The organism is Enterococcus sp. DIV0755b, from assembly GCF_051713765.1.
Classification (GTDB): domain Bacteria; phylum Bacillota; class Bacilli; order Lactobacillales; family Enterococcaceae; genus Enterococcus_C; species Enterococcus_C canintestini.
In genome coordinates, this window is sequence record NZ_JBIOQN010000001.1 from 2,370,378 (window position 1) to 2,389,215 (window position 18,838).

Consider the following 18,838-nt stretch of genomic DNA (forward strand, 5'->3'; position numbering starts at 1 on the left):
TATGTAAAAATGAAAAAAGCCGGCTAAATGCCGGCTAATCAGCAAAACAATATTTTATAAATGAGATGCAATTAATTGTTCTAATTGATCTTTTGTGTGAACCCCGATTACTTTATCGACAACTTCCCCGTCTTTTTTAAGTAATAAAGTTGGGATACTCATAACGCCAAATTGTGCGGGTGTTTCAGGGTTTTCATCCACATCCATTTTTACAATTTTTAATTCATCTTCGTCATGACTAGCGGCTAATTGATCTAAAATCGGTGCTTGCATGCGACAAGGACCACACCAAGTTGCCCAAAAATCGACTAAAACTAAACCTTCATCTGTTTCACTTGCAAATGTTGCATCTGTAACTGCTTTTGACATAATATTACCTCCGATTTTACTATTGGGCATCTTCCCAATTGGATTTCCCCAAATGATAACCTTAAGTAAGATTGATCATTTCTCTAAAGAGAGTATAGCACTGAAAAGTTTATGATGACATTTTTTTGCTTACAATTGGTAAGTGCTCAAAAAGATAGCACCAAACGCGCTAAACAACGCGCTTTTTAAAAGCAAACGTGTTAAATCTTTTTTAATTATTTAAATTTAACCACTGTTGCCCCATTTCCACCTTGATTTGGCGGAGCAAATTCAAAGCTTTTGACACTCCGATGATTTTTCAAATAATCTGTAATTCCTTGGCGTAAAGCGCCAGTTCCCTTGCCATGAACAATCGTTACTTGGGGATAACCAGCTAAAATAGCGGCATCTAAATACTGATCAACTTCATTTAAAGCTTCCTCATACCGCTTCCCTCTTAAATCCAGTTGAGTCGCAACATGACTACTATTATCAGAACGAACAGTACTTACAACACGTTGGATTGGTTCTTTAACAGGCGCTACACTTTGTAATTCACTTTCTGGTAGTGTCATCTTCAAAATACCTAATTGTACTTGCCAATTGCCATCGCTCATTTTTTGAATCAAGGTTCCTCTTTGACCGTAAGAAGCCACTAATACTTCATCGCCAACTTTTAGTTTTTTCTTTTGTTTCGCTTTTTGCAAAACTTTATTTTTCTTAAGTTGATTGTCTTCTTGCCGTAAATTATCTAGTTTACTGCGAGCATCGATCAATTCATGCTCTTTTACTTGCGCTTGACCAGCTGCCAACTGCTTTTTACGTAAGTCTGAAATAATGACCTCAGCTTCTGACTTGGCTTCATCGATAATTTGATTGGCCTCTTTTTTAGCTTTGGCTAACTCTTTTTCCCGTTCTTCAAAGAAATAACTATAAGCCTCTTTTAATTCTCGTTGTAATTTTTCCGCTTCATCGACATAATGGCGAACTTCTAAATATTCCGTTTCCGTCATCTTCCGTCTGTTTTCTAAATCTGCAATCATTTCATTTAAGTCTTGACTTTCACCATCCATAATTTGTTTGGCGGCATCAATAATGTGGTTATCCAAGCCTAAACGTTTCGAGATTTCAAAGGCATTACTACTCCCTGGTACCCCAATTAATAAACGATAAGTCGGACTAAGCGTATCAACATCAAATTCCATGCTCGCATTAATTGTGTTGCTACGATTATAGCCATAGACTTTTAATTCCGGATAGTGAGTTGTTGCCATTACATAAGCAGATTTAGCGCCCAATGCGTCTAAAATCGCAATAGCCAGTGCAGCACCTTCTTGTGGATCAGTCCCAGCACCCAGTTCATCAAATAAAACTAAACTGTGTTCATCCACTTTTGCTAAAATCGCAACAATATTTGTCATATGAGAAGAAAAGGTTGATAAGCTTTGTTCGATTGACTGTTCGTCACCAATATCGGCAAAAATCTCATGGAAAATCCCCATTTGACTCTCTTCAGCTACTGGAAGGGGTAGCCCTGACTGACCCATTAATTGCAATAAGCCTAAAGTTTTTAACGTAATCGTTTTACCACCTGTATTTGGGCCCGTAATCACTACGGCTTGAAAATCTTGACCAATCATAATATCGTTTGCCACCACGACTTCTTGATCAATTAAAGGATGACGCGCTTGTTTAAAGTAGACGTGATTTTCAGCGCTAATAGCAGGCACAACTGCATTTAATTCTTTACCAAAACGAGCTTTTGCGTTCATCAAATCAAATTTTCCTAAGACAAAAGCATTATGAATGATTTCTTTTTGATAAGGTACTAATTCCGCTGAAAGTTCGGCTAAAATTCGTTCAATTTCTTGCCGTTCATTAATTTGATGCTGACGCAAGCGATTATTGGAGTCAACAATTTGTTTAGGTTCGATGAAAAGAGTTTGACCAGAGGAGCTTTGATCGTGGACGACACCGCCAAAAACGCTGCGATATTCTTGTTTGACTGGAATGACATAACGATCGTTACGCATTGTAATAATCGTATCACTTAAATAGCGCGCATTATTCCCCCGCAAAATTCCATCTAATTGTTCTCGAATAGTTTGTTCACTGCGCCGAATATTTTGGCGAATCATTTTTAGCTCACTAGAGGCTTCATCTGTCACATAGCCATCTTCATCAATTGCCGTCTGTAAGCGACGGGTTAAATCTGGTAAGTGTTCCAATTGTTCGGCCCAATCATAAAGACGCAAAAATTCGATTTCACTTTCCTTTAAGTCAGCGATAAATTTTCTGACTTGTCCGGCTGTGGATAAAACACGGGCGATTTGCGCTAATTCAGGACCATTTAAATCCGCGCCAATTTCAATTCGTTTCATTTGGGGCCGGATATTTTCAATTTTTGGAATTGGGATGCCACCGCGTAAACGTTGGACTTTTAAACCATCTTCGGTTTCATTTAACCAACTATTTATTACCGTTTCATCAATACTTGGTACTAAATTTTCTAACTCTTCTTGCCCTTGGGCAGTTTGAAGGTAATTTGCGACCATTTGCTTCACACGGGAAAGTTCTAATGTTTCATAGATTCTTTTATTCATTTGTTTCACCTACCTATTTCATTATGAAAAACAGGACAGTTTAGCTACTGCCAAACACTGCCCTGTTTTTTAACCAAGAATACTTGTTACCCACAGATTTTTAAAAAGCCAAGACAAAATAAAAGAATGTTCCACAATCATGCGAGCAGAAAAGTGATTAAAAAAGATATTTTGCACGGTTGCTAGAGGAATCATTGCTAACACAAATAGCACAAAAAAGATAACTATATACGCTGTCAGTGCGTTTAATAAGCCGCCTAAAACCCAATCGTAATTTTCCAATAAGCGTTTAAAACGCAAATTGTTTAAAAATACCGCGACTAAACTCGTAATCAGCCAGCCAATAAACATAACTAGTAAAAAAGCAATCGCAGCATAATAAGCCTTATCCAGATCTAACGATTCGGTTTGACTGTAAAAAGCCATTTTCGCATCTGGCGTAATGGAAGGATAAGGAACAAATAATTCTAATTTCTTTGCCAAACTCTGATAGCTAAAACACGCTATCGCAAAAGATAAAGCATAACCTAACGTATGGGCCAGCTGTAACGGTGCTCCCCTGCGACCTCCGATATAAAACGCAATCACGAGTATCAGGATGATAAGTAATCCGATCATCTGTTAATCCTTTCTGTCCAAAGACGTCTTTTGTTTAATTTGATTTTTACGGGCTTCATTTAAAATTTGCTGTGCCTGAACATGATTTTTTATTTTAATATCTGATTTGCCTTGCTCGGCTAAATACTTACGGGCTTCGTTTTCAATTGCTTCAATTCGTTTTACGCGATTTTCTAATTCAACAATTCTAACAGTTTTTTCCCGCAATTCTTGCACTTCTTTTTGTAAACGCAGTACTTCTTCTTGCTTGTCGACTTGATCTGAGACCGCATTAACTGCCAGTAAAATTGCGGCTTGTTCATCATTTATTTGGGGTGAAATAGCTTTAATTTCATTAAGCTGTTCATTAACCAGTTTTGTGACCAGCTTCATATGCTGTCCACTCTTCTCACCAATAATCGTATAGGTGCGATTGGCAATCACAGCTTTATAGCGTTTGCGTTCCGCTACCATGCTTTGTCTTCCCTTCTTCATAACTTTCACAAAAACAACTGCACTATTATAGCATTTTTACCACGAAATGTTTAAGTGGCAAACTCCTGTATATTATAGGGGAAAAAAGATAAAATTTCCATGATTAGATAAAAATCTCTTACTTCCCTTACGCTTTTTTGAATCTATGTTAAAATCTAAGAGCCAATCTAGTAAAAAAGACTGACTAAAAATGGCTCTTTTACTATTACGATGATACAGTGAAAGCCTATCAATTATTAAAATAAAGAAATACTAAACAAAGGAAGTTTATATGAATACGATTGTCTTAAAACTTAGTAATGTCCAATTAGACCAGCTAAAAACTCATTATGCGACAAAAAGCGTTCCAAATAAAAACCCATATACATTATTTGTCGCTAAAAAAAACGGTGTCACTATCACCGGCTATACTTCAGGAAAAGTAATGTTTCAAGGACCAAATGCACAGTCAGAAGCCGCAAAATGGGACAAAGCACAAGCCAGTATAAAGCCAAATGACAATAAAAATGCCCCTCAAAAAACAAGCGCAGTCGCAACCCATTTACCAAAAGATTTTTCTAAAAAAAGTATCATTGGCAGTGACGAAGTAGGCAACGGTAGTTATTTTGGACCTTTAGTAGTTTGTGCTGTCTATGCAGCAAAAGAAAACCTCTCTTATTTAAAAAAAATCGGCGTCAAAGATTCTAAAATGTTGACCGACAAAGAAATTCGCCAACTGGCACCAAAAATTGCTGAAACAGTTCCTTTTCAAAAACTAGTGGTTACACCAGAAAAATATAACGAGATTCAGCCCAAATATAATGCCGTGCGAATGAAGGTCGCGCTGCACAATCAAGCGATTTACCTATTGCAACAAAAAATTGCCCCTACAAAAGCAGAAGGTATCCTCATTGACCAATTTACCTCAGAGGCAAACTACAAAAAATATTTACGGCAAGAAAAAAACCCAGTCACGACAGATCTTCACTTTATTACAAAAGGAGAACAATATCATTTAGCTGTCGCAGCCGCCTCTATTTTATGTCGGGCTAGTTTTTTAGAAGAGTTAGAGAGGGCTTCTAAAAATCTGGGCTTTTTACTTCCTTCTGGTGCGGGCAATAAATCTGATCAAGTAGCTGCCAAAATATTACAACAAGGTGGCATAAACTTACTAGCTAAATATGCCAAGTTGCATTTTGCCAATACAAAAAAAGCAGAAAAGATCGCCGGCTTCTAAAAAATAAATACCCAAAAGATATATGACTGTTTTACTACTTCTTTTTTATACGAAGCAGTAGTCGTCAAAAACGACTGGCAGATACATCTTTTGGGTATTTTCAGCTTAAAAAGTAAACTAAGATTTAGGACCTTTAAAAAGTTTGCTGAAATCACCTTTTTGCGTTTGGAATTTATAAAAAATATGGAATAAACCACAAGCAACCATTAAAATACCATAGTAAAAATTACCTTGCCAAATTGCAAAAGTATTTAAAGTCGCAATTAACGCCAAGACAATTACATAACAAATTAAAACACGCAGGATAACACCTTTAGGTTTAATTTTATTAAAATAGTTTTCCCAGCTATTTTGATCCATTTTACTGATCCTACTTTTAATTTGAAGGTACAATAACCAAACCCCTGTACTCAAAAACAGCGCACTATAAATTCCGACTAAAATCATAATAAATAAACTCAAAATATCACTGATCATGTTAAACTTCCAATCCGTTAAAAATCAATTTCAAACATCAAAAATGTCTGTTTCGATTTTAACACAGGGACTTTAAATGTCAAAACCGAGCTCTTAAGCCGACAATTGTGCCGCTTGCATCTGATACATTTGATAATAAATACCCGATTTTTCCAGTAAGCTTTGATGCGAGCCTCGCTCAATAATACGACCATCTTCTAAAACTAAAATTTCATCTGCCTCTTTAATTGTCGAAAGACGATGGGCAATGATAAAAGTCGTCCGTCCTTTTTGCAAGACTTCCATCGCTTTTTGGATAATCGTTTCCGTTTGAGTATCCACATGACTAGTTGCTTCATCTAAAATTAAAATTTTAGGATTAAATACTAACGCCCGCGCAAAACTAATTAACTGTCTTTCACCGCTAGAAAATGCTTGACCTTTTTCCACTACCGGCTGGTGAATACCTTTAGGATAGCGTTTGACCAAATATTCTGCGCCAACTTGTTTTAAAGCATCTAAAACCATCGCGTCACTAATACTTTTATCCCCCATATTAATATTACTAGCAATCGTGCCACTAAATAAATAAGGGTCTTGCATCACAATGGCCATAAAGTGTCGCAGTGACTGACGACTATAATCTGAAATTTTTTGATTATCGATGAAAATAGCCCCGCTATTGGGTTCATAAAAACGAAAAAGTAAATTTAAAATACTCGACTTACCCGAACCAGTATGCCCCACTAAAGCCACCGTTTCTCCTGGTTTGGCGGTAAAGTTAATATCATGTAAAACGGTTTGATCGGCTGTATAGCCAAACGAAACATCTTGAAAAGCAACTGCGCCTTTTTCTATTTGAATGCTTTTCGTTTCTTGACTTTCAATCTTTTCATCCGCCAAGTCAAAAATTCTAGTCCCTGCCGCTAGTGATTGTTGCACACCAGCAACAGTTTGGACCATTCCTTCAATTGGATCAAACAGTCTGTTAATGTAGTCAATAAAGGCATACAGTAATCCCGCTGAAATAGCCAACTGACCGTTTAAAAAGAAACTAGCTAAAGTGGTCACTACTAATAAAATGGTGGCATTGCGTAAAAAGGTACCAAGTCCCCAAGCCGCTCCGGCATCTAAGAATAAAGCTTTTTTACCGACGTTAAACCATTTGGTTACAGTTTGGCGAAATTCATTTAATAATTGTTTTTCTTTTTGAAAGGCTTGAATTATCGCTACCCCTTGAATGAATTCGTTTAATTGCCCACTAATTTGTGAAATATACTCCCGCATAGCCAGATTATATTTAGAAGCTCGTTTTGTATAAAAATGTTGCCATAATACTAATAGTGGTAACAGCAGCAATAAAGCTGTACCTAAGCGGGGATCTAATAGAAATATCGCAATATAAACACCAATAATTTGAATAATATTGCTTAATAAATTACTAATGACACTGACGTAAAAACTGGAGCGTAAAACCTCTGTATCATTTGTGATACGCGCCACGATTTTGCCGGCAGGTAATTTATCAAAATAAGAAATCGGTAATTGATGCAAATGGTTAAATAGCTGATCTCGCATTCTTTTAACAATTTGATTGGCCATTTTACGCAACTGTAAAATACTAAAATAGCGAAAAAGGGAACCAGCGATATTTAACAATAAATAAAATGACAGCAACTGAATTAATAATAATAGCGGCAAATTTCCCGTATCAAAAGCTGGCGTCATTACACTATCAATCATGCGCTTGGCAATTAAAGGTGAGATAAGTTCCAAGCCAGATGCTACAATTAGTAAGCCCACACTAATACTAAAAATCAATTTATGAGCTTTGACATAACCTAAAAGCCTTCTGATTGTCTGAAGCATGTTTTCAACTCCTTTTAAATAAGTAAAACAACCCTTTAAAATTAAAGCTAGCAAAAGAAATTAGCTTAATTTTCGTTAATTATTGCGGTATGGCGTTTTAACTTTTCGTTTTTTCTTCATTTAATTGCTGATGGTAATATTGCTCTTGATACCAGCCTGGTGTTTGAATTAACGCGTGATGCGTGCCTTGTTGCACCACTTTTCCCTCTTCTAACACAATGATTTGATCGGCTGTGGTAATTGCAGAGAGCCGATGCGTCACAATAATCGCTGTTTGTTTTTCTTGTACTTGCTTTAACTGATCAATAATTGCTTGTTCCGTTTTGGCATCGACAGCAGAAAGCGCATCATCTAATAATAAAACGTGACTCTGACGTAAAAAAGCACGGGCTAAAGCCAAACGCTGTTTTTGTCCGCCAGATAGTGACATTCCTTTTTCACCAATTAACGTTTCCAACTGTTCTGGCATTTTTTTGATATCATCGGCCAAAGCAGCGGCCTTTAAAGCTTGCCAAAGTTCAGCTTCGGTGGCATCACTTTTACCAAACAATAAATTTTCTTTAATCGTACGTGAAAATAGTGTATGTTCTTGTGGTACTTCCGCAAATTGCCCCCGTACATCACAGGACTTATAGTCCGTTAATGGATGTCCGTTTAATTGTGGCACTTGCGCCGAATAAGGATAGCGGTGAAGTAATTGGCGTAGTAACGTCGTTTTACCACTACCGGTTTTACCAACAATACCAATCAATTGGCCTTTATTAATCGTCAGATTTACCTGCTGTAAAACGTTTTGAGTACTTGACGGATATGAAAAATCATAGTTTTCAAAACTAATTTCTTCAATTTGGGTTAATTCTTTCGTTCCATCTTCTTCTAAATTATCTTTTGCTTTTAAGACTTCATTAATCCGCCGCCAAGAAGCAGCCCCTTGTTGCATGACGTTTACCAAATCGCCCGCAGAAATCATCGGCCATACAATCATTGTTAAATAAACTTGAAAAGAAACCATAGCCCCAACGGTAATTTGTTGGTTTTGAACCATAAATGCCCCTACGCCAAAGCTTGCTACAAAGCTAATGGCCAAAATAATCGTAATTAACGGACCAAAACGTGAATCAAGTTCTGAAACTTGATTATTTTTTTCCTTCACTGCAGTTGTTTTTGCTTCAAAAGCAGTCGTTGTTTCTGCCTCTAGACCAAAAGCTCGCACCACTCGAATACCATCAATGATTTCTAGCACTTCGCTATTTAAATCGGAAACTGATTTTTGGGCTTCGGTGAAAAGTTGGTCTACTTTTGATCCCCATTTAAAAATGAAGTAGGCTAAAACTGGCATCGGAAGTAAAGCGATAAGTGTTAATAGACCCGAAACAGTAGTTGCCATCATCAGCAAAATAAAGCCTAAAAATAAACTCGTATTCATAAATACCATCAGGCCATACCCGACTGTCATTCCCATCACTTGTACATCGTCACTAGAACGTGTCATTAAATCGCCCGTACGAAATCGTTCGTAAAAGGGTGCGCCCATTTTTAGAAAATGGGCCATTAATTGTTCGCGTAAACTTTTTTGTAAGTCATACGAGCCAATAAATAACAGATAGGTCCAAGTGAAATCTGCTAGATAACATAAAATTATCGTCAATGAAAAAATACCACCATATTGTAGCAATAAAGAAAATGTCAACGTCTTTTGAATAATCGCATCGATAAAAAGACGAATAATATATGTGGGTACAACTGCTAATGCGCTGTTTAAAACCATAAAGAATAAAACGACAGCGTAACGTTTTTTATGTTGTTTAATATAAGTGAATAAGTGCTTTAAAACGTAACTCATGATAACCTCCAATTTAAAATTCACCATAAACCGCGTATTTGTTTATCGCAAATATTTTTTTAATATTCTGTATTTTTGCACACAAAAAAGACTCTACCCGTGTATACCAAGGGCAGAGTCTGAGTGTTAATTCAGCAGCTTAGCTAATTGGAAATATCATACGGGAGTAAGGAATTATTTGCGATGAATAGGGTTAATTCTTTTTTTGTTAATTTGATCATCATGCTTTCCTCCTTCCCAATTTTTTGTAAACGTTACACAAAGAATAGCAGGTTCTAAAAAATTACACAAGCATTTTATTCATAAATATTTAAAAATATTTGCTTTTTTGTACTTTTAATCATCCTTTTTAGGTAAGGCCGTATTCCTAAAAAAGCTTTATCTATCAGATTTTACACTTAAGTCATAGCGCCAAAACGTTTTTGGAAATATTTTTCTAACTGCTTTTGCCCAAGGCCAATCAAAATACACAAAAGCCAATAAATGACAGCTACCAGAATATACATTGACATATAATCAAACGTCCGCCCACCAACAATTTTAGCTTTTTGAAAAATATCCGGAATCGTAATCATAGCTGCTAGTGAAGTTCCTTTAACTAAATCCATCGCGACATTGCCTAAAGCCGGAACTGACAGACGAAAAGCTTGCGGTAAAACAATCAAATACATCGTTTGCCAAAAATTTAACCCCGTCGCATAGGCTGCATCCCATTGTCCCCGATCAACTCCAGTAATTGCTCCGCGATAAATTTCTGCGATAAACGCGCTACTGGTTAAACTAAAACAAATAATCGTCGCACTCAGCGCAGGCAGTTGATAAGGTAGACCAAAGTAGAGTAAAAATAACAAAACTAACGCTGGTACTCCCCTTAAAAAAGAAATATAAAAGCGAATGAAATGACGCAATAGTTTACTTTTTAAAAAAGAAAGTACCGTTAAACAAATCCCAATGATATTACCTAATAAAAACGTTAAAATACTAATTCCTAACGTATAGCGTAATCCTTGTAAAACAAACGGTAACGACTCTATCATTAAAGGAAAATCAAGTTTTGGAATATACATTAATCCGCTGACACCGTTTCTTTAATTTCTTGTTTTGGTTTAACTGAAACATCGGTTTGGAAATACGCTTCAGAGATTTTTTTCAAAGTGCCGTCTTTTTGCATTTCTTTTAATGCCGCATCAACTTTAGCTTTTAGCGCTTTGTGATCTTTAACAAATAAAAAACCGGTATGATTAGCGTTGAAATACACATCTTCTAAAATTTTCACGGGAATATCTGGTAGCGCAGCAACAGACATTTTTTGTAAATAGTAATCATTTAAAATAACATCAGTCCGACCATTTGCAACGTCGGTTAAATATTGATCGTTGGTAGCATTATCATAAGTTACTGGTGTTGCACCATATTTTTCAGCGATTTTCATGTAACTAGTGTTAGGTTCTCCCGCCGCTTTTTTCCCTTTTAAATCCTCAAGAGAATGAATGCCTGAATCATCGCTTTTTCTAACAATCATGCTATCAAAAGAATATTTAATCGGTACAGATAAAGAAAATTTCTTGGCCCGCTCTTTTGATAAGCCAAAATCATTAGCGGCAAAATCTGCTTCATTACGATTAATCGAAGCAATCTGACCATCCACATTGTATTCTTTAAAGACAACTTTAACCCCTAAACGTTTGCCTACTTCTTTGGCAATATCCACGTCATAGCCATTCAATTCATTTTTATCATTGTAATAAGAAGATGGAAATAACGTACCAGAAGTAGCTACGGTTAAGGTTTTATCCTTTTCAACTTTACTCCAACTAATATCTTTGACTGTCTTTGCTTTTGTTTCATTACTGCTACATGCAGTTAAAACTACCCCACTGATTGCTACTACCATTATTGTTGCCCATTTTTTCATTGTCTTCCCCCTGTAATTCCTATATTTTATTTAAAAAGCCTCATTTTGATAAGCTTTTGGTAAACGAAATTGACCTTCAGATTCAAAAATTTTACCAATTTGAAACAATAAATCTTCTCGCCCTTTAGCCGCCATAAACTGAATCCCTAGTGGTAACCCTGCTGGCGTGATAAAAGTTGGCAAGCTAATTGCCGGCTCACCGGTTAAATTCGCTAATTGTGTAAAAGGAGACAATGCTAAACTTTTTTCAAACATTTCATAAACCAATTCATCAGCTTGAATTTCATTTAATTCTTCAGCATGAGCCAACTTTTGAAAAATTACTTCACTTTGCAATTTGGCATCAATTTTTGGTGCAGAATAAGCTGTGGTTGGTGTTAAAAATAAATCGTAATTTTTAAACAATTCTTCCATCACAAATGCAGCGCGATCCCAATTTTGCAAGGTAGCGACATATTTTGCCGCTGGCGTCTTTAATCCTGCTTGATAAATGCCCCAAGTCATTGGTTCCATATCTTCTTTTGTAACCGCACGCCCAATACCTTGTTCAATGTCGGCAAACATCGCTGCCGTTTCAGCACCATTCATTTTGTAATAATCAGAGATAAGTCTATGACCATCTAAGGGATAATTAATTTCTACCACTTCATGACCTAACTTTTCTAAAAAGACAACCGCATCTGCAACTGCTTTTTTGGCGTCTGGAGATACTTTACTGCCCACAGGAGAAGTCGTTGTGTAAGCAATCTTCAATTTATTTTTTAAAGGTCTTCTTTCCCACTCGCTTTGTGGTGCCTGATAAGGTGCCGCAGGATGTTGCCCTCTAATACTATAAAAAAGCTTTTCTGTATCCCGCATCGAAATAGTCAGCGCAAAATTAATCGCCGCACCTTGCCAATCCCGCCATGAATCAGGACCGGTGGGAATTGTGCCGCGTGTTGGTTTTAACCCAATTAAGCCGCTAAAAGAAGCGGGAATGCGAATCGAGCCGCCGCCGTCACTGGCACCTGCTAAAGGGAAAATTCCGGCTGCTACTGCTGCAGCGGCACCACCACTAGAACCACCAGGTGAATGACTAAGATTCCACGGATTGCGACTAGGCCCATAAAGTGTTGGGTCAGTAATATTTTTAAAGCCAAATTCTGGTGCGTTGGTTTGCCCAAAAGGTGTTAACCCACTTTTTTGCAAAGCTTTCACATAATTGTTGCTTTTACTAGCTTTTGCATCTTTAAAAATTCGCGAAGCAGATGTCGCAGGCCACCCCGCTTTGTTTTGACCTAAAATTTTCAAAGGAACAGGAAGGCCACCAAAAAGACCGTCTTTTGTTTTTTTATAATCACGTTTTGCACTTTCTATATCAAAATCATGAATAAAAGCATTTAATTCTTTATTTACTTGGGCTTTTTTAACAATTATCCCGAGTACTTCATCAATTGTAAGAGTATCGTTTTTTAATGCCAGGGCATAATCTGTTGCGTCTTTCATTTTCTTACTCCTCACCTTGAACTTTATTTTTACAACTAAACTTATACGCAAGCGCTTTTTTATTTATTTTTACCATACTCCCCAAAATAGTACAACTAAAAAATCTGTATCAAATCACTGAAATTAAGTTTATATCAGCAAATAAAACTTAAATGACACTTTAGTTTAGTACAGAATAACAAGATGTAGCACTTTATATTCTCATCAAATTTTTTTAAAACATTCAAAAAAAAATTAAAATCTTCAATTCTCAATAGATTTGTTTTGAAAAATAAACAAAATAAAGGTAGAATGCAACCGGCTGTGGTAGGCTTGTTTTAATACAACTAACTTTTAAATGAGGTGTAATTTGTGAAGAAAATTCGTTATCGCATTCCATTAGAAGTCGGCGTCTTACTTTTAATGGTGCTTAGTTTGATCCAAGATATGCTTTTATATAATTTTGTCGATCGCCAGACTTTTTACTATGCAAATTTGCTCGTCTTTTTAGGCATTTTATTTGGGATGATGGGGAGCTCTCTTTTTGTAGTTATTATTACGATGTTTATGATTGCTATTGGTAGTTTTATACTTTACTTTTTCCCTGTTGTTATGAGCGGCTGGTTAAAAATTTATCTGATTATTATTGTTCCGACCTTTACAATTGCCGGTTATTTCATCAAAATCGATATCTTTTTACGCAAACGACTGATTAGTAGTCGTAAAGAAATTGCGACTTTTTTACAAAATACCGATGCCCTAACTGGACTTGGTACGATGAATAAATTTATTGCACGCTATGATAAGTTTTTAAATACGATGACCATTCGTCCCAAACTCAATCGTTCTTTAGCGATCTCCATGTTTTATGTTGATAATCTGGACCAATATCGTTATCAAAGTGAAAGTAAAACCAATGAACTACTGCTTAGTTTAGCTGATGACTTAGAAATTATTCGTTTACCAGAAGAACAACTTTTTTATGTAGACGAAGGAACATTTATTGTTATCTCTCCCCTTTTTAACAATCAATGTAGCACAGAGACAGAGACTTTGAATCAAATTACCAAAACACAATTAATGCTTATTCCTTTTAATCACCAACAAGATATCACAATTCGCCAAAGTATGATTGTGTTACAACGAGATTCACAACTAACAGCAGAACAAGTTTTAGGAAGATTAAATCGCAGAGCGGAAACAGATTTAATGGCAGAATACATCGTTTAAGGAGTGAGTGGCTTGTTAAATATTTTTTATTGGTTGAGTATTGTGGTTACTATTTTATTTTTCATTGCAACCGTCGCTCTTTTTATTTCAGCTTTAATTATTCAATCAAGAGTCTGGAAATATTTTAAAAGGAGGAACTTAAATGGCTAAGGGACTCATGATTTTTACGATTGTTTCAATTTGGATTTCTGTCTTCTTTTCTTTGATGACAGTTTTTGGTGCAATTAAATTCCTATTAAAAAATTTAAAGCCACCAAAGCGCTTTTTAGAGCCGTTAAAAGAATATCCTTTAATCACCGTTGTCGTACCCGCCCACAATGAAGAAATTGTGATTAAAGATACCGTCCAGTCCATTTTGCGCTTAAATTACCCTGTCAATCGGTTGGAATTTTTAGTTTTTGCCGATAATTGTACGGATAATACCTATGCTGAAGCGATGAGTGTTAAAAATTTACCGCAATTTTCAAATCATGATATTCAGATCATTGAGCGAACAGGAACAGGCGGAAAATCCGGTGTTTTAAACGATGCGCTAAAAAGGGCAAAAGGTGATTGGTTATGTGTCTATGATGCTGATGCGATGCCAGAACAAAATGCTTTATATTTTCTTGTCAAAAAAGCACTAGAAAATCCTAAACGTTACGCTGCAGTTTTCGGCCGTAATAAAACACGGAACTATAAACAAAATTTTTTGACTCGTTGCATTAATTTAGAAGTCGTGACTACCCAACGTATTCAACATACAGGACTGTGGGAACTTTTTAAAATTGGTCACATTCCAGGGACTAACTTTATTATCAAAAAAGATTATGTCAAAAAAATCGGTGGTTGGGATAACGGCGCCTTAACAGAAGATACCGCATTATCTTTTAAAATCATGGAACAGGGAGAATTAATTGCCCTTGCAGCCCAATCAGAAGCTTTTCAACAAGAACCCGAAACTATAAATGTTTACTACAACCAACGCAAGCGTTGGGCTAAAGGAAATTATGAAGTTATTACAGGTAATTTAAAACACTTATTTGACCGTAGTAATTGGCGCATTAAATGGGAAATTTTTTACTATATCAATACCTTCTTTTGGTTTAATTGTGCCATTGTCGTTTCGACCCTTATTTTTTGGACCAATTTGATTACGACATTGCTCAATTTTTTCCAGCTAAACTTACCAGTACCTTTTACTTTTGGCGGTGGTAATCGTCAAATTGCTGCAATCTTACTGGTCAACTGGGCTTTAATGTTTGCCATTTATCTACTGCAAATTAACGTTGCTTTAGTAAGTCAATATGGGCAGGCAACAACGGAAAACTTTTTATACTCAGTTGCCTCTTATTTCACTTATTCCCAACTATTTTTAGCTGTATCTGTTGTTGCCTTTTTTTCTCTGATGTTAGATCGAATTTTTAAACGCGACGGAACTAAATGGTATAAAACACAGCGTTTTAATGACTAAGAATATTTTTTAGAAAGTAGAGGTCAACAATGAAACAAAAGCCATTATTATTATGGGGCGTAGCAATTTTATTATTAGCCTCTTATGTTGCGATTTTATTTCGAACCATCGCAGATAATGAACACAATATTCAAGTCGAGATTTATCAAAACTGGAAAGAACACTACATCGTTTCTACAAAAGAAGGCGCGTTTGTTAATACCGGCACAACTAAGCAAACAGCACTTTCTGAAGCACAAGGTTATGGAATGGTTATCACGACTTTAGCGGCTGAAAAAGGTTTTGCAACCCAAGACGATTTTAATGCCCTTTATACTTACTATACCCACTACCAAATTGGTAAAGGCAATCATCTCATGCAGTGGCGCCAAAGCCAAACAAAAAATAAATGGCAGTCTGATAGTTTGCACAATGCTACAGATGGTGATTTGGATATCGCTTATAGTTTAATTAAAGCAAGCAAATTATGGCCGAAAAGTAAACACGACTACGCCAATGCGGCAAGAAATCTTTTAGCTGATATCAAACAATATAATTATAATGCGACCACCGGCTTTTTAACGGTAGGTGATTGGGCCACAGTTGATCAAAAAGCCAGTACAATTTTACGTCCTTCTGATATTATGCCGGCTTATTTTAGTGATTTTTACCATTTTACAAAAGATCCATTTTGGGATGAATTGAATACCCGAGGAATTGAATTGCTCCAAATTTTAAGCAAACAAACAAAAACTGGCCTCATGCCTGATTTTGCTTGGATAAAAACAGATAACATTTTGATACCAGCCAAACCCCATCAAATTAACAATCAATTTGATGGTGATTACTCAGCAAATGCTTGTCGGATCCCGTTACGCCTAATGCAATCGGATAACGAGAAGCTAACACCCATTTTAAATAAAATGTTGGACTTCTTTACTGAACAAAAATTTGTTTATGCTGGCTACACATTGAAAGGAAAAGCACTAGTTGATTACCAAAATCAAAGTTTTTCTGCTCCAGTTTTAGCTGCTGCCTACAAAGATGAACCTTATAGCGGTCTTGTCACTTCGCAAAAATGGGTGATTGAAGAGCCTATTCAAGGTAAAAATTATTATGATGAAACCCTTAAAGTTCTAGCTGTTTTAGAAATGTATAATAAATAAAAAAGATAGATGAAAAGACATCTCTGCCTGTTCATCTATCTTAAAATTAGGAATATTGCACTGGTATTCATTTTATTACACAGCTATTTTTTACGTGTGTGTTTGATTACTGCGATAAAGAAAACTACGATAATTACCAAAAGACCAATTATAACCCCACTATGGTTCATTATTTCCCCTGTTTTGGGCAATTTATCCGCAGTCAGAGAAGATTTATCTTTGCTGACTGTGGTTTTATTTTTCTTCGTTATTGTTTTACCTTTATTTTTTGGTGTTTCAGCTTGATTAACTGGTATTTTATCTTTACCAATAGTGGCAGAGTCATCGTCATTTTTTTCATTATCAGAAAGTTTGCTATACACATACGTCACATTTTGCTCTTCTTCAGAAAATACTCCTTGCGCATTTTCAGGGGTTGTCTTTAATACCCATCCTGCGATTGTTTTTGCCGCTGCTTCATAAGACAAACCAATTTTGCCGTTTAGAATTTCAGATGGACTTAGACTATTACCTTCTTCATCTTCATAGTTTACAGTCACGGGTTGCCCTTCTGCTCTTTCATACACATACGTCACATTTTGCTCTTCTTCAGAAAATACTCCTTGCGCATTTTCAGGGGTTGTCTTTAATACCCATCCTGCGATTGTTTTTGCCGTTGTTTCATAAGGCAAACCAATTTTGCCGTTTAGAATTTCAGATGGACTTAGACTATTACCTTCTTCATCTTCATAGTTTACAGTCACGGGTTGCCCTTCTGCTCTTTCATACACATACGTCACATTTTGTTCTTCTTCAGATAAAAAGCCTGTTACACTACCTACAACTTTTTCTAATGTATAGCCAGATATTTCAAGCTGATATTCTTTTGTCGATACGTCATAAGGAGCATTCACATTCCCAGAAAAAAATTGATCATCAGCGATTTTACTACCGTTTGCGTCTTGGTAGTGAACAACAACATCTTTTGCCTTCGTTGCATTTTTTTCATAAATGTAAGTAACAGTTTGGGGCGTCTCTGCCAAAATACCATTGAGACTTCCCTGTACTTCTTTTAAAGTGTAGCCATCAATTTTTAAATTATACTTTTCTGTAGAAACATCATATGAATCACCAATATAACCGTTTATCACTTGATCTTCAGCAATCTGATTCCCATTAACATCTTGATACTTCACTGTCAAAGGCATGGCTTCTTCTAAAGTATTTTTGACCGTTATTGTGACCGTTCCGCTAAAAGCACCGGCGTGATTGATGCTTCTATCCGCAAAACGATAAGTAAATTTTTTCACTTCACCCGGTTTTAAATTATCGATTATAAAATTATTTTCGACATGATTGGGATTATTTGAGCTATTAATAGCAAATCCCTCAAAAGAAACTTGATTATTATTAACACCGATCACTTTTAATTCAGGAATAGTCACATTACTTGTTTGGGTTGTTTCAATTGTCTCCTCAATTTGTTGCGATTGAAAATTGTACTGTTTGCGGTTATTTGAATAATAAAAATCATGACTGAAACTTACATCTCTTACAGCATTATTTGGTAAAACCATTCCCGTCAAATTTGTTAGATTTTTGACAAAAGCAATCGAAGTGAGATTACTATTGCCCATACTCAAATACGTTAACTGTGTTAGTTCACCAATTTTACTTAACTCTTCTTCATTGAGAATTTTTGTATTTGTCGTGTATAAACTAGAAATTCCAGTCAAATATTGAATACCTTCAAGGGAATCAACCGGATCTTTAAAGTCTAGTCTAAAGTCGCCTTTAATAGACGCTAATTCACTTTTTGTTGGTGAATACGTATTAATATCGATTGTTCGTTTAAGCGCTTTATTGATGGCTTGTCGCACTGTTTCATTGGGAATCCAAATACGTGCCTCTTCTACTGTAGAATTTAAGTCACTTTCCTTTTGAGACGCTAAAGAATCAGTTGCGATAGAAGTCTCCTGTGCCGTCTGTGTACTTTGACTATCCGCACGCACAACAAAAGCAGGAGCAAAGACATTTAGTATAATTCCACAACTGACCCCAATAGTAAAAATACGCTTCAATCCATTCATTTTGTTAAATATTTTCATGTTTATATTTTCCTTTTCCATCAAAATTTTAGTAAAAATATAACTTAGTCCAGTGTAGTCCAAGAGGAAATCCACATATTCGTTACAAAGTGAGAAACTTATACCCATGTAAGTTAA

At 36.0% G+C, this 18,838-nt stretch carries 15 protein-coding genes; 4 read left to right on the forward strand and 11 right to left on the reverse strand.

The features are described 5' to 3' along the window. Nucleotides 1–54: 54 nt before the first annotated feature. The 4 genes from trxA to IGI65_RS11395 all read right to left on the reverse strand — a co-directional run bounded on the left by trxA (nucleotide 55) and on the right by IGI65_RS11395 (nucleotide 4,022). The gene (gene trxA, locus IGI65_RS11380; RefSeq protein WP_071865068.1) at nucleotides 55–369 is read right to left on the reverse strand and encodes a thioredoxin; all 315 of its coding nucleotides are present in this window, start codon (nucleotides 367–369) and stop codon (nucleotides 55–57) included. A 215-nt stretch (nucleotides 370–584) separates the two neighbouring features. Beyond that, the gene (locus IGI65_RS11385) at nucleotides 585–2,951 is read right to left on the reverse strand and encodes an endonuclease MutS2 (RefSeq protein WP_412256614.1); all 2,367 of its coding nucleotides are present in this window, start codon (nucleotides 2,949–2,951) and stop codon (nucleotides 585–587) included. A 69-nt stretch (nucleotides 2,952–3,020) separates the two neighbouring features. After that, nucleotides 3,021–3,569 carry a CvpA family protein gene (locus IGI65_RS11390; protein WP_071865066.1) on the reverse strand — a complete coding sequence of 183 codons (549 nt, stop codon included), beginning with the start codon at nucleotides 3,567–3,569 and terminating at the stop codon, nucleotides 3,021–3,023. Nucleotides 3,570–3,572: 3 nt separating this feature from the next. Continuing rightward, complete coding sequence (locus IGI65_RS11395) at nucleotides 3,573–4,022, reverse strand: cell division protein ZapA (protein ID WP_071865065.1); 450 nt, start codon at nucleotides 4,020–4,022, stop codon at nucleotides 3,573–3,575. Nucleotides 4,023–4,314: 292 nt separating this feature from the next. Between IGI65_RS11395 and rnhC the strand changes: the two genes are divergently transcribed. Then, the gene (rnhC, locus tag IGI65_RS11400) at nucleotides 4,315–5,259 is read left to right on the forward strand and encodes a ribonuclease HIII (protein WP_412256615.1); all 945 of its coding nucleotides are present in this window, start codon (nucleotides 4,315–4,317) and stop codon (nucleotides 5,257–5,259) included. Nucleotides 5,260–5,376: 117 nt separating this feature from the next. Here rnhC and IGI65_RS11405 read toward each other — a convergent pair whose 3' ends face one another. The 6 genes from IGI65_RS11405 to IGI65_RS11430 form a co-directional block, all read right to left on the reverse strand. After that, complete coding sequence (locus IGI65_RS11405; protein ID WP_071865063.1) at nucleotides 5,377–5,736, reverse strand: hypothetical protein; 360 nt, start codon at nucleotides 5,734–5,736, stop codon at nucleotides 5,377–5,379. Nucleotides 5,737–5,829: 93 nt separating this feature from the next. After that, nucleotides 5,830–7,584 (reverse strand): ABC transporter ATP-binding protein, encoded by a 1,755-nt coding sequence (locus tag IGI65_RS11410; RefSeq protein ID WP_438774191.1) that lies wholly within the window; start codon nucleotides 7,582–7,584, stop codon nucleotides 5,830–5,832. A 97-nt stretch (nucleotides 7,585–7,681) separates the two neighbouring features. Beyond that, entirely contained in the window at nucleotides 7,682–9,427 is a 1,746-nt protein-coding gene (locus IGI65_RS11415; RefSeq protein ID WP_412256618.1) for an ABC transporter ATP-binding protein, read from the reverse strand. 398 nt (nucleotides 9,428–9,825) lie between these two features. After that, nucleotides 9,826–10,494, reverse strand: coding sequence for an amino acid ABC transporter permease (locus IGI65_RS11420; RefSeq protein ID WP_412256620.1), 669 nt, complete (start codon nucleotides 10,492–10,494; stop codon nucleotides 9,826–9,828). After that, on the reverse strand, nucleotides 10,494–11,342 hold the full coding sequence (locus tag IGI65_RS11425) for a transporter substrate-binding domain-containing protein (protein ID WP_412256621.1): 849 nt from the start codon (nucleotides 11,340–11,342) through the stop codon (nucleotides 10,494–10,496). The genes IGI65_RS11420 and IGI65_RS11425 overlap by 1 nt, the downstream gene beginning before the upstream one ends. Nucleotides 11,343–11,372: 30 nt before the next feature. Then, on the reverse strand, nucleotides 11,373–12,827 hold the full coding sequence (locus IGI65_RS11430) for an amidase (RefSeq protein WP_412256623.1): 1,455 nt from the start codon (nucleotides 12,825–12,827) through the stop codon (nucleotides 11,373–11,375). 351 nt (nucleotides 12,828–13,178) lie between these two features. Here IGI65_RS11430 and IGI65_RS11435 point away from each other — a divergent pair, with 351 nt between their 5' ends. From IGI65_RS11435 to IGI65_RS11445, 3 genes are all read left to right on the forward strand, one after another. Beyond that, nucleotides 13,179–14,036, forward strand: a complete 858-nt coding sequence (locus tag IGI65_RS11435; protein WP_412256624.1) for a hypothetical protein — start codon at nucleotides 13,179–13,181, stop codon at nucleotides 14,034–14,036. A 142-nt stretch (nucleotides 14,037–14,178) separates the two neighbouring features. Further along, the gene (locus IGI65_RS11440) at nucleotides 14,179–15,489 is read left to right on the forward strand and encodes a glycosyltransferase family 2 protein (protein WP_412256626.1); all 1,311 of its coding nucleotides are present in this window, start codon (nucleotides 14,179–14,181) and stop codon (nucleotides 15,487–15,489) included. Between the two features lie 29 nt (nucleotides 15,490–15,518). Beyond that, nucleotides 15,519–16,634: a glycosyl hydrolase family 8 gene (locus IGI65_RS11445; RefSeq protein WP_412256628.1), complete on the forward strand. Its 1,116-nt coding sequence runs from the start codon at nucleotides 15,519–15,521 to the stop codon at nucleotides 16,632–16,634. A gap of 83 nt (nucleotides 16,635–16,717) precedes the next feature. Here the strand turns inward: IGI65_RS11445 and IGI65_RS11450 are convergent, their stop codons facing one another. Then, complete coding sequence (locus IGI65_RS11450) at nucleotides 16,718–18,721, reverse strand: MucBP domain-containing protein (protein ID WP_438774192.1); 2,004 nt, start codon at nucleotides 18,719–18,721, stop codon at nucleotides 16,718–16,720. Between the last annotated feature and the right edge of the window lie 117 nt (nucleotides 18,722–18,838).

Bases quoted from the DNA above. Each gene is read 5' to 3' on its own strand.
- trxA (WP_071865068.1), bottom strand. From the start codon at position 369: ATGTCAAAAGCAGTTACAGATGCAACATTTGCAAGTGAAACAGATGAA.
- IGI65_RS11385 (WP_412256614.1), bottom strand. From the start codon at position 2,951: ATGAATAAAAGAATCTATGAAACATTAGAACTTTCCCGTGTGAAGCAA.
- IGI65_RS11390 (WP_071865066.1), bottom strand. From the start codon at position 3,569: ATGATCGGATTACTTATCATCCTGATACTCGTGATTGCGTTTTATATC.
- IGI65_RS11395 (WP_071865065.1), bottom strand. From the start codon at position 4,022: ATGGTAGCGGAACGCAAACGCTATAAAGCTGTGATTGCCAATCGCACC.
- rnhC (WP_412256615.1), top strand. From the start codon at position 4,315: ATGAATACGATTGTCTTAAAACTTAGTAATGTCCAATTAGACCAGCTA.
- IGI65_RS11405 (WP_071865063.1), bottom strand. From the start codon at position 5,736: ATGATCAGTGATATTTTGAGTTTATTTATTATGATTTTAGTCGGAATT.
- IGI65_RS11410 (WP_438774191.1), bottom strand. From the start codon at position 7,584: ATGCTTCAGACAATCAGAAGGCTTTTAGGTTATGTCAAAGCTCATAAA.
- IGI65_RS11415 (WP_412256618.1), bottom strand. From the start codon at position 9,427: ATGAGTTACGTTTTAAAGCACTTATTCACTTATATTAAACAACATAAA.
- IGI65_RS11420 (WP_412256620.1), bottom strand. From the start codon at position 10,494: ATGTATATTCCAAAACTTGATTTTCCTTTAATGATAGAGTCGTTACCG.
- IGI65_RS11425 (WP_412256621.1), bottom strand. From the start codon at position 11,342: ATGAAAAAATGGGCAACAATAATGGTAGTAGCAATCAGTGGGGTAGTT.
- IGI65_RS11430 (WP_412256623.1), bottom strand. From the start codon at position 12,827: ATGAAAGACGCAACAGATTATGCCCTGGCATTAAAAAACGATACTCTT.
- IGI65_RS11440 (WP_412256626.1), top strand. From the start codon at position 14,179: ATGGCTAAGGGACTCATGATTTTTACGATTGTTTCAATTTGGATTTCT.
- IGI65_RS11445 (WP_412256628.1), top strand. From the start codon at position 15,519: ATGAAACAAAAGCCATTATTATTATGGGGCGTAGCAATTTTATTATTA.
- IGI65_RS11450 (WP_438774192.1), bottom strand. From the start codon at position 18,721: ATGAAAATATTTAACAAAATGAATGGATTGAAGCGTATTTTTACTATT.